Annotated in this window: 14 protein-coding genes; 6 read left to right on the top strand and 8 right to left on the bottom strand. The window is 42.0% G+C overall.

The annotated features are described in order from the left end of the window. Positions 1–291 precede the first annotated feature (291 nt). From JG770_RS08815 to JG770_RS08845, 7 genes are all read right to left on the bottom strand, one after another. A complete protein-coding gene (locus JG770_RS08815) occupies positions 292–546 on the bottom strand; it encodes a ribbon-helix-helix protein, CopG family (RefSeq protein ID WP_291957914.1) in 255 nt (84 codons plus the stop codon). Between the two features lie 14 nt (positions 547–560). After that, positions 561–1,343: an AAA family ATPase gene (locus JG770_RS08820; RefSeq protein ID WP_291957916.1), complete on the bottom strand. Its 783-nt coding sequence runs from the start codon at positions 1,341–1,343 to the stop codon at positions 561–563. A 23-nt stretch (positions 1,344–1,366) separates the two neighbouring features. After that, positions 1,367–1,606: a hypothetical protein gene (locus JG770_RS08825; protein WP_291957919.1), complete on the bottom strand. Its 240-nt coding sequence runs from the start codon at positions 1,604–1,606 to the stop codon at positions 1,367–1,369. Beyond that, positions 1,603–1,878 carry a hypothetical protein gene (locus JG770_RS08830; RefSeq protein ID WP_291957921.1) on the bottom strand — a complete coding sequence of 92 codons (276 nt, stop codon included), beginning with the start codon at positions 1,876–1,878 and terminating at the stop codon, positions 1,603–1,605. The genes JG770_RS08825 and JG770_RS08830 overlap by 4 nt, the downstream gene beginning before the upstream one ends. Positions 1,879–2,023: 145 nt before the next feature. After that, entirely contained in the window at positions 2,024–2,461 is a 438-nt protein-coding gene (locus JG770_RS08835) for a hypothetical protein (protein ID WP_291957924.1), read from the bottom strand. 313 nt (positions 2,462–2,774) lie between these two features. Next, positions 2,775–4,013 carry an Nramp family divalent metal transporter gene (locus JG770_RS08840; RefSeq protein WP_291957928.1) on the bottom strand — a complete coding sequence of 413 codons (1,239 nt, stop codon included), beginning with the start codon at positions 4,011–4,013 and terminating at the stop codon, positions 2,775–2,777. Beyond that, positions 4,010–5,242, bottom strand: a complete 1,233-nt coding sequence (locus JG770_RS08845) for a CBS domain-containing protein (RefSeq protein ID WP_291957931.1) — start codon at positions 5,240–5,242, stop codon at positions 4,010–4,012. The genes JG770_RS08840 and JG770_RS08845 overlap by 4 nt, the downstream gene beginning before the upstream one ends. 186 nt (positions 5,243–5,428) lie before the next feature. On the opposite strand from JG770_RS08845, the gene JG770_RS08850 reads away from it, so the two are divergent. Further along, positions 5,429–5,698, top strand: a complete 270-nt coding sequence (locus JG770_RS08850; protein ID WP_291957934.1) for a hypothetical protein — start codon at positions 5,429–5,431, stop codon at positions 5,696–5,698. Between the two features lie 20 nt (positions 5,699–5,718). Continuing rightward, a complete protein-coding gene (locus tag JG770_RS08855; RefSeq protein ID WP_291957937.1) occupies positions 5,719–6,876 on the top strand; it encodes an MFS transporter in 1,158 nt (385 codons plus the stop codon). Here the strand turns inward: JG770_RS08855 and JG770_RS08860 are convergent, their stop codons facing one another. Continuing rightward, positions 6,877–7,356 carry a protease complex subunit PrcB family protein gene (locus JG770_RS08860; RefSeq protein ID WP_291957939.1) on the bottom strand — a complete coding sequence of 160 codons (480 nt, stop codon included), beginning with the start codon at positions 7,354–7,356 and terminating at the stop codon, positions 6,877–6,879. A 150-nt stretch (positions 7,357–7,506) separates the two neighbouring features. On the opposite strand from JG770_RS08860, the gene JG770_RS08865 reads away from it, so the two are divergent. The 4 genes from JG770_RS08865 to JG770_RS08880 are packed head-to-tail and all read left to right on the top strand — an operon-like array spanning position 7,507 to position 11,530. Then, positions 7,507–8,748: a homocysteine S-methyltransferase family protein gene (locus JG770_RS08865; protein WP_291957942.1), complete on the top strand. Its 1,242-nt coding sequence runs from the start codon at positions 7,507–7,509 to the stop codon at positions 8,746–8,748. Positions 8,749–8,761: 13 nt separating this feature from the next. Beyond that, the gene (locus JG770_RS08870) at positions 8,762–9,928 is read left to right on the top strand and encodes a sensor histidine kinase (RefSeq protein ID WP_291957945.1); all 1,167 of its coding nucleotides are present in this window, start codon (positions 8,762–8,764) and stop codon (positions 9,926–9,928) included. Further along, a complete protein-coding gene (locus tag JG770_RS08875) occupies positions 9,921–10,574 on the top strand; it encodes a response regulator transcription factor (RefSeq protein WP_291957947.1) in 654 nt (217 codons plus the stop codon). The genes JG770_RS08870 and JG770_RS08875 overlap by 8 nt, the downstream gene beginning before the upstream one ends. Positions 10,575–10,606: 32 nt before the next feature. Further along, positions 10,607–11,530 (top strand): AEC family transporter, encoded by a 924-nt coding sequence (locus tag JG770_RS08880; RefSeq protein WP_291957949.1) that lies wholly within the window; start codon positions 10,607–10,609, stop codon positions 11,528–11,530. Positions 11,531–11,632: the final 102 nt, after the last annotated feature.

Consider the following 11,632-nt stretch of genomic DNA (forward strand, 5'->3'; position numbering starts at 1 on the left):
GTTAGAAAATTGTGTCGAAGCCGATGCTGTCTCCTAGGCAGCAGGCAGCAATCCGCAAACGAAACGGCAAGGATGCGGAGGTTCGACCGGGGCCCAAGAGCGTGGCGAGCTTACGAGGTATATTTAATGTACCCGGGAGATCTCGGAGGTTCTCGAAAGAGTATGAGAGGTAAGCGTTTTGTAAACGGAGCCAAGCTGTTGTAAGCCACGCGATTTGACAGTATATCGGCCATTGAGCTTGGCAGCAAAATCATAATAAAAAGGCACCGTTTCCGATGCCTGGCTAAAGAATTAATATACATGTATATACATAACCCGCCGTCTGAACTTATCCATCCTCTTGGTCAGCATATATATACTGTCCTTATCCCTCATAAACTCCAGCATATCGACATTTATCTGATTATATCCTTCATGACGTATGCCTTCTTCCACACACCGTCGCATAAATTCGCTCTTGCTTATGCTCTTATCAGCGCAAAACCTTTCTATCTCTTCCATAAACTCATCGCTGACCCGTATATTCAGCTGATTGCGCTTGTTCATACATATCAGTCCCCTTAATGATATCTCAATGATTCAAAAGCTGATGTTATCATATTATCGGTTATAATGTTGCTCTTGGCGCCGTATGCTCGTACCATGACCTGATAGCATACCTGGTTTATCATACGCGGTATACCGCCGGTTAGCTGATACAATACAGGATAGCATTTATCGTCGAATATAGGCTGTTTACCACCGGTCGAAGCTACATGATGCTCTACATACCCCTTGGTTTCTTCTAAACTCAGACCGCCTGTCTCTATGAATACGGATATACGTTGCTTAAGCGGCAGAGCATATGAACTATCAAGGTTCTTATGTATAGACGGTTGGCCTATCAATATCATGGAGAAATTATTCTTGCTGTCGAAGAAGGTCTTAAGCTCATCTAATATAGCCAGAGAATAGGTGTGACACTCATCCAGTATGACGATAGGGTATCTACCTTGGGATATGAGCTCGTCGAAATGCCCTAACAATTGCAGCTTCACATCACCTCCATACCACTGAGCCTTGATACCGAAAGCCTCGGCTATACTCCTGTACAAAGCCCTGGTGGCAGGGTTGCTGGACGACGTATATACCACGCGATAATCAGCAGGGTCCAGGCCGTTTACAAAGGCCTTTACCAGCGACGACTTGCCGCTGCCTACCTGCCCCGATACAAGTGCTATCTGTGGCCCAAACAACAGCGTTTCAAGCGATGCCTTGTTTGCCATAAAGCCATCTGTTTCAAAATACGAACGTATGTTTGAACCAAACGGCAGTCCGCTTAATCCGAAGAATTTATTTAGCATAATTATATTACCTACCTTTCCTTTTACTTACTTATCAGCTCAGCGTCGTCAACGGCGCTTTTAAGCATGTTCAGATAGAATATGATGTTCTTGCCGAAATCATCGTATTGACCTTTAAGCCTCTCCAATATATCCGCGACCAGATCAACACCAAACCTCTTGAACGTATCATAAAACTCATATATCTTCTCTTTATCGCTATATGTAAAACAGCTTATGCCCAATATACGCCCTATGGTATCCATGAACATATCCAGCGTCATAGGGATTTGTTAATGCTGGGCAAAACCTGCGTTATCCTAAGATAGGAGGACGACAGGCTCTCCAAAAGGCCTGCATCCTCTGTCCGTTTTGCCAAGCGAGTGATCCAACCCATCAGCCTGTCTGACGAGTCGAGTATATTATGCGGATCCCCTATATTGTCCAACGCATCGGCTCCTTTAGGCACATTCTCTGTGTAAAGCTGCTCGAGTGTATCGAGGCTGAAAGGGCAACGTTTCAATGCAAAAGGCTGTTTTGCCTGCTCTATATTCAAATCCTCAAAGGGATTATATATTTCTTCAAACGGGCAGTATCATTACTGTGAACCGCCAGTACGGAAATGATGAAATATTCAGATGTGGCGTCAGGGGGATTAGTATGAAAAAATCCTTATGTAGTGCTTTAAATTATATAATACATTATGCTTTAGAAACGTTAGTAATCAAAGTTTCGCCAATAATAAAATCTAAGGAGGATACATTCTCAAAATTCATTTTTGTATCAAACAATGTGCGTTGTAAAAAGAAAGAATCAGATTCCGTGAAACCAAATTTAGTGGAATGTGCTATTATTTCTGTTCTCCACTTTCTAGCAGGCGTATTGAAATAAGATACAGCACTATGCGGCTGTAATATAACTTGTCCATTAACATGCATTTCCTTAATTACCAGTATCCAAATGTTTTCATGATTGTTTTTAGAAAAAAGCTCAAGTATTATATGGTTTTCAAATTTATACAATGCTGGTATATAAAATGTTATATTATTATACTGAAAGTAACCATCTACTGTAAATTTCTTTGTTTTGCTGTTCCCTATGATATCTTGTGTACCATTCCAAATATCTTTATACATCATGTGATACCTCTTTCTTTAAGTATAATCTATCTGCGATTCGTAATATGACAAGTTTAGCGCATGCAATGATATAAAGCCTACGCCCACTCATGAAATATTGCTGGCGTACTTACAATTCATTTCGCTTGAGCAAACTAACGCCGGCAATTCGCGTCCATGCTCAGTGCTGGCTGGTCGGGCCTCTTATGCCCGACCTACGCTTGCTCTGCGCTGTACTCATTGAGTATGCCTACGCAATATTTCAAGGCGTTCTCCGGCTTTATATTATTGCAGGTGCTGAGTTTGCCATATTTCGAGTCGCAGAAGTCGGACATCATCGGAACATGAATACGAACATAAGCACAGTAAGCGCTATTGTGAATATCACGGTTACCCATGCTATTATATTGTAAATCGCAGAATTCACATATTCACCCATTAAGCGGCGGTTATTGGTTAGCTTCAGCATATATATCAGTATTACAGGGACCAATATACCATTTATAACCTGAGCTATGAGCATAATATGCACGAGCAGCTGGCTGGAAAACAACACTATACATGCACCTATTATAATAAGTACAGTATATAATATAAAGAACACAGGTGCATCTTCAAACTTATTATCAAGACCGCTTTCCCATCCAAATGCCTCGCATATGGCATATGATGTGGACAGCGGCAGTATAGCCGCTGCCATAACCGAGGCTCCGAACAATCCCATGCCGAATACTATAGGGGCATATGTACCCACAAATGGTTTAAGGGCAAGGGCCGCATCTTTTGCCGATTCTATAGTTATGCCATGCGGATATAGTGCCGAGGCAGTGCTTAATATTATGAAAAACGCTATCACGTCGGCCACTATGGCCCCCAATATGGTATCTATTCGCTCATAAGAATAATTCTTAATCGTTATTCCTTTATCCGCTATAGATGACTGAAGGTAAAACTGCATCCAAGGGGCTATGGTCGTACCAACTGTGCCGACAAACAATGTTAAAAAGTTGGAATTCCATTCCACTGTGGGCATAAAAGTATGGCGAGCGACCTCGCTCCAATCGGGCTTTGCCATAAATCCAGCCACTATATATGATAACAGTAGCATAGAAAAGGCTATGAATACCTTTTCCACTGTTTGATAAGTACCCTTCAATACTAATAGCCATATTATAAGTGCCATTACGGGTACGGATACATATTTCGATATGTTGAATAATTCCAAGCTGGCCGCGATGCCGGCAAACTCAGAGGTAGTAACGGCTACATTAGCGGTAAAAAGCGTCAGCATAGCAAAAAACGTTGATTTAACGCCGAACTGCTCGCGTATTAGATCAGATAAACCCTTTCCGGTTACAGCTCCCATACGTGCTGCCATCTCTTGGACGATGATAAGGCTAAAGGTCATGAGGAATATGGCCCATAGCATTTTATATTGCAACTCAGCACCGACCATAGCATATGTGGTGATGCCACCGGCGTCATTGCCAGCGCTGGCGGCTATAATGCCTGGGCCCAATATGGTGAGGAAAACGAGCACTTGTTTGTTAGCAAGCTTTTTCTTAAGTTTCATGCATGTTTCCTCCTTCTTGGCAAAAATACCTCGTCTATAATATCGTTTATAATGGCTACACCCACCAGGACCATATCATCATCGACTACAGGAACAGCTAAAAGATCATACTTGGTTACAACCTCGGTCAGATCATATATGCCGTCGGTATCGCGAACGTATATGACGTTGGGATCCATTATATCTTTTAGCAGTCTGTCCGGTGGAGCCACTACAAGATCGCGCAGCGATACCACGCCTATAAGGTGCTCATCTTTGTCTATAACATATAGATAATAAGCCTCATCTGGAGATGGTTGAATAAGGCGCAGTTGATCTATAGTTTGCTGCGCTGTTATATCAGGCGGAAAGGCTATGAAGTCGGTGCTCATCATGCTGCCCACAGTCTTGTCTTCATACTCCATCAGTCCTTTTATCTCTTCGGAGTCTTCTTTATCCATGCGTTCCAGCAGTTTTTGAGCGTGTTCTTCGTCGAGTTCCTCTAATATGTCAGCGACTTCATCAGCAGGCATATTTTCGAGGATGTTTGATGCCTCTTCCTCGCTCATATTTTCTATTATATTTACCTGTACATCAGGCTCTATTTCTTCTAAAGTATCGGCTAACGTTTGCTCGTCCAAAGCATGGAATACCGCCGAACGATAGTGGCTATCCAGGTCTTCTATTATATCGGCTATATCCGCCGGATGAAGCTGCCTTAGCTTCTTATATGGTACAGCCAGCTTAAGATGGCGCTCTTCAGATACAATCGGTTCCACATTATCCCAAGCTATTATATTATCACCTAAGGGTATGTGCAACAACTTGCATAAGAATTTAATCGGGCGCTCTATGCCCAGGCGCCGGAGCAGACCGGAAAAGCCTATATCCACACCTATTATAACTATTTTTTGGCTTATAAACGTTGCCTTTAAGTCGTTTACCCTTACTACCTTTCTGCCATTTACATCTACTATCTGTTTATCCATAATATCCTGTGCTATATATAAGATATCTTCCGGTAAGGGCGAATGATGTATCTTGTTGAGTATAATAGTATCCTTTTTTACAGCGTTTATATCAGCATCTAGGACCAGTATCACTTTAGGACCAGCCGATATGACAATAGAGGTTACTATCGGTGGTTCCTTATATATAGAGGCTATAGCATCCTTTAACTTACCTATATACGTGCCTTGCTGCGTGAATACCGGTTTACCTACCAATTGACTGAAAAACATATCTTGCATTTATTACACCACGCTTTCTATTTTATTATTGCCTCACCCCCTCGCAAAGATGAGGCGGGATATACTTGTATAAGTTTCCAGGACCACCGTCGTCCTGCATAATTCCCACCATCCTTTAAAAAATTATATTTTAATGTGCAAATGTTTCAAATGTATGATACTATAAATATGATAGCATGGCTTTATATGTTATACAATAGAGATTATAATATTTACAGCGGCTTTGCTTTCTGGCCGGTAGGCGATGTTAATTTTGTTGTGACGGTAGGCGGCAAATCACAGCCTATAGTTATTCCTGCTATAAATCAGTACGTATGCGAATTGGATGAATTCTCTACAGCTATACTAGATGGTCGGCCGCTGACGTTGGATGTCGAGGATGCATACAAAAACGCCAGAGTTATAGAGGCGTTGCATTTGTCGTGGAGGAATAATGCTGTAGTGAATATAGAATAAGCCAAAAAGAGGAGATCATCATGGAGGAAAGAAATAATTATCTGTATTACTTTATATCTTTCTATGCATTGAGTTATATGGTGAATGCTGTATATGGCACTTTTATGCCGGTGTATTTGGATCATATAGGATATGGGCAGACGGCTATAGGGACACTATTGGCGCTGGGACCGTTTATAGCCATGATAGCGCAACCTGTATGGGGCATAGCGGGGGATAGGGCCAAGGCCAAAAATATAATTCTGCAGATACTGCTTCTAGGCAGTGCTATAAGCATAATAATGTATCCCTTATCCGAAAGCTTTTATTATCTCGTATTTATAATGGCTATGTATACTTTTTTCCAAACATCGATTGGGCCTTTGATAGATGCTATAACGCTGGAATACATAGAAAAAACTCACTGGAAGTTTGGCCTGATACGGATGGCTGGTACCATCGGCTTTGCCGTTATGTCGGTTGTGGCAGGGGCTATAGCTAAAAGATATATAGGTGCCATATTTGTGCTGTGCTTTGCTGTTATAATACTAAATTTTATAATATCCTTTTTTCTACCGAAAGTTAAAGGATATCAATTCAATGCACCCAAAGTGCCTATATGGGAGTTGTTCAAAAACCGAGAATTAGTACTGTTAATGATTTTTAACCTTATAATACAAACCACGCTGGGTTTCTATTACGCTTTTTTCCCAATATACTTTAGGAGTATGGGTGGCGATAATGCTCTATTAGGATGGGCTATGTTTATATCGGCTATGAGCGAGATACCGTTTTTGCTCTTTGCCGATAAGATATTGAATAAAATAGGTGTATATTATACGCTGCTTGGTTCTGGTATTGTGGCCGCCGTACGGTGGTTGATACTTCATTTCGTTACAAATCCCTATGTAGTGCTGCCACTGCAAGCGTTACACGGGCTTATATTTATCGTATTATCTATTGCTTTAGCTACATACATAAACAGAGAGGTGCCAAAAGCGCTGAGAGCATCAGGCCAAACGATGAATGGGCTTATAGGCATGGGCTTATCGCGTATTATAGGCAGCATGTTGGGCGGAGCTTTGAGCGACATGGTTGGTATAAGGCAGGTATTCCTTTACAGTTCATTGCTAGCATTCGCAACTGTGGCGGCCTTTGGTTTCATTTTTGCAAAGAGCGGCAGGCATAGCCGAGCTTGATTATTTTAAGCGTATTATGCCATTTTGATCTATCGAGGCTATGAGCCGCTCATTTTCATAGAATTCTATGATGTAGCCGGATAAATCCATTGCGTTTGTTTTAGCTACACAATAAGGGTATGTTAGAATATTATTTATTTCCTGATTTGTGGTCGGATTGATATATTCTACCTCTACGCGAATGGTGGCAACATGGTCATTATTGGTTTTATATATGTTGGTTATATTGACATCATAACCATCGGTGGGCATAACGCCCCTGTTTACGACAAAATATGTATAGTGAGCATCTTCAAATACAGCGACGGTTTCATAATGCTTATTTTCCTCTAAGAAAGCGTCTATTGCCTTTGGCAGTTGGTCGGGCTGTGTCAAGGTAAAGCTTAGCATATCGCCGGTAGCTTCGACGGCGCAGCCCAGAGATATTATTAATATTATACCTGCGAGTAAAGCTATAGATAACAACTCTCTTAACATCATCAAAAAGCACTTCCTTACATATTCTTATTTTATTATAGAAGAAAGGTTTTACAAAACAGTTAACATTCTTTACAAAATTATTGCATTCGTATTTTCTTTCTATGAATTTTTATAAATATTGTGTATAATATTGGAGAGGTGATGTAGAACATGAGGAAGGATTTTTTACCATACCTGAATGAACATTTTGTCATATTCGATGGTGCTATGGGCACCATGTTGCAACAAAAAAAGGCTGGCGTTGATAAATGTCCGGAGGAGTTGAATATCGTTGATCCGGATGTGATAGTATCCATACATAAAGCCTATAAAAATGCCGGCAGCGATGTGATAGAAACCAATACTTTCGGAGCCAATGCGCTTAAACTTGCCAGATGGGGATTATCTGCACAGGCCGACGATATAAACGCTGCAGCCGCCAAATTAGCCAGGGACGTTATGGGCGATGATGGATGGGTTGCGGTTTCTGTAGGGCCTACGGGGCATTTGATGAGACCGTTTGGCGACCTCTCGTTCGATGACGCATATAATGCATTTAAATCCCAAATATTAGCAGCAACTTCGGCGGGAGCTGATATAATATGTATAGAGACCATGTCCGATATAAATGAGGCTCGCGCTGCTATATTAGCGGCCAAAGAGAATGCTAAATTGCCGATAACAGCTACTATGACGTTTGAAGCCAACGGCAGGACATTGATGGGAAACGATGCGGTCGGCGCGGCTTTGGCCTTAGCGTCGGCGGGCGCCGATGTGGTGGGCATAAATTGCTCGGGGGGCGTGGAAGTGGCATATGAGGCTATAAAGCAGATGGCTGATTATAGTCCGGTGCCTCTTATGGCTCAGCCCAATGCCGGCATGCCGTATGACCAGGACGGTGTTGCGGTATATCCTCTGGGCCCCGAGGAAATGCTGCAATGGATGAATGATTTTGCGGAAGCCGGCGTTGCTGTATTAGGCGGTTGCTGTGGTACCACACCTGAGCATATAAAGCTTTTGGCCGATAAATTTAAGGGTCGAAAGCGTTCGTCCGGTGTTGTTCCAAAGATGACTAATATCATCTCTTCCGGCTCTAAGAGCGTAGATGTCAGTAGGATAGAATCTTTATACGAGATAAATGTGGCTTACGATGATCCGGTTTCATCGGTCATGAATGCCGTATCCGAGCCTGCTGATGCCATCGCGCTGGATTTTACAGCATGGAACGGCAGCGAATCCAATGTCTATGACTTGTTGAATGAGATAACGTCTCTATGCAGGGTGCCGCTGATATTTAAAAATGCACGTTATAATGTATTGGCCATGCTGTTAAGATATTATGGCGGTGTAGCCGGCATCATAGGGGATGCGGACAGAGCGCTTGTTGACAGATATAAAGCTGTGATAATGTGATGGTGAAATAAAAATGGTGGATGTAGGACAGCTTGACTATATACTGAAGAACGTTGTAAATACGATAAAGCAAAGTCAGGAACAGATAAATTATATAAACGAAGAGGCGCTAAAAGAATGGAATGAGCTGCAGCAGCGCCTGGTCGATATACAATGCCAGATAAGGCTTATTATAGATGAAGTGGATAGCCTGGACAAGCTGTTGCGAAGAAGCCGGCAACGCCTGGCTGAGGTCAGCCGAAACTTCCAGATATTCAGCGAAGAGGATATAAAGGCTGCCTACGATGAGACCAGCGAACTCCAGCTGAAACTGGCATTAAAAAGGCAGCTTGAAAAGCAGCTTCAGGAGCAGAGAAAGGATATAGAACAACGGGTAAAAAGGGTTAAGGATACGCTGGAGAAAGCCGATAGAGTAAGTAATCAGATAGCCGCGGCCCTTGCTTTGATAACCGGCGACCTAAGCAATATCGCTGACGAATTGCAGGATATGCAGTTTAAGGAATTCATGAACAACCGCATAATACTTGCCCAAGAAGAGGAAAGGCAGCGCCTTGCCAGGGATATACATGACGGGCCCGCGCAATCCATGAGCAATCTGCTGTTGAAAGCAGAGTTATGCGACAGATTGCTGGATACCGATATCAGAGCGGCTCGCAACGAGCTTATGGAGTTGAAAAATATGATACGAGGCAGCCTAAGCGAGATACGCAAGGTCATATTCGATCTACGTCCCATGTCGTTGGATGATTTGGGCCTTATACCCACCCTTACGCAATATGTCGAGGACTTTGAACGGGAAAGCGGCATAGCGGTGGATCTTAAAATCAAAGGCAATCATACTGTCGCATTGAAATCGATTGTAGAAGTGGCGGTTTTCCGAGTGATACAGGAAGCATTGAATAATATAAGAAAGCATTCCCGAGCTAAGAACGCTGTTATATACCTGGAATTTTTAGATAAGACGCTGAATGTAAGGATAAACGATGATGGCGTGGGATTCGATTCCAAAACCATATTAAAGACAGAGGAGAGGGAACATGCTGCGGGTTTTGGCCTTTACAGTATGAGAGAAAGGGTGACGTTGCTAAACGGCAGGTTCGATATAATAACCTCTCCGGGAGAGGGTACTACTATTTTTGCATCTATACCGATAGAAAGGGAGCACAAAATCAATGGATAAAATAAAGGTTATGATAGCAGACGACCACCCGCTTATGCGCCAGGGTCTGGAACGCATATTGTCTTTGGAGCCTGATATAGATGTCATAGCACAAGCGGCCAACGGCTCTGAGGTTATCGAAAAAATAGAATCGACAATTCCGGATGTCATACTTATGGATGTGAATATGCCGGTTATGAACGGGTTAGAGACTATTAAAGTACTAAAGGGCAATAAATGCCCGTCCCGCATTATAATGCTTACTGTTCATAATGACCGGCAGTACCTTTTAGAAAGCCTCAAATTAGGGGCTTGCGGATATATTCTAAAAGATGCCGAAGTCGATCAGCTTATAGAGGCTATACATAAAGCATATAACGGTCAGCTATATGTGCAGACCGAAATGGCCAATCCTGTATTAAAAGAGGATCAAGCCAGCCCGCTGTATGGCTTCAATGTGGGAATAGGATACGATGACGAGCTGACACAAAGGGAACGAGAGGTTTTGGCCCTTGTTGCAAAGGGGTTGAGCAATGGAGAAATAGCCAAAAAGCTGTTTATAAGCGAAAAAACTGTAAAAAACCATCTCTCCAGCATATTCAGAAAGCTCAATGTATCGGACAGGACGCAGGCCGCAGTATATGCCATAAAACATGGTTATAATTAACTTGCACGATAAGGGGGTATTGAAACAACTAGATGGATTATTTTACATTTATATTGACTAATAATGTATTACCCATATTTTTGATAGTAGGCGCCGGAGCGTTGGTTAATTATTTTTTTAATTTGGATGTTAAAAGCCTATCGCGGCTGTACCTGTATATAATGGTCCCGGCTTTTATGTTCAATCAGCTCTATAACACTGAGATTTCAATGCAATTATTAGGCAGCGTCATTCTTTTTATGGTTGTATTTTTGTTTTTATTATACATAATAGGCCATGGCGTGGGTAGGCTTCTTAAAGATGGTAAAAGTATGGAGAATGCTTTTACCAACTCGATCATGTTTTATAACAGCGGTAATTACGGTATACCCTTAATAACGCTGGCATTTAAAAATAATCCCGTTGCTATATCTATACAAGTTATAGTATTGCTCGTGCAAAATATAAGTAATTTTACCTTAGGAGCATTTCAAGCAGGTGATAAAGGAGACGGTTTTAAACAAACGTTGAAAGGGATAGCAAAGCTGCCGTCTATATATGCGCTTATATTAGCTTTAAGTTTGAGGTTGCTGAATATAGATATATGGCAGCCGGTTGCGACGTCTGTGGAATATATGAGCCAAGCTATGATAGCGGTGGCACTGCTTACCCTCGGTGCTCAATTGACATCCACAAAATTCGATTTTGAGCTGAGCGTATTGTTCTCCAATGCCATAAGGCTGGTAGGCGGGCCAGTCATAGCCTTGTTAATAATAAAACTGCTTGACTTTCATGGATTACTGGCTCAAGTTCTTTTTGTATCAGCAGGGCTGCCCACGGCTGTCAATACTGTGGTATTGTCGCTGGAGTACGATTCTAATCCCGATTTTGCATCAAAGGCGGTTTTTTCCGCCACGCTGTTGAGCGCTTTTACCGAAACCATTCTCATATATGTAGCACAAAATTTCATAAATTAGATGTGGCTTATACAATATGGCTAAAAAGAATCGACAAAATTTTGTGAACAATATATATGGCTTAAAGCGGTATATACAGTTATAATAATAGCGTTGAATTAT

It is taken from the genome of Mahella sp. (assembly GCF_020054945.1).
Classification (GTDB): domain Bacteria; phylum Bacillota; class Clostridia; order Mahellales; family Mahellaceae; genus Mahella.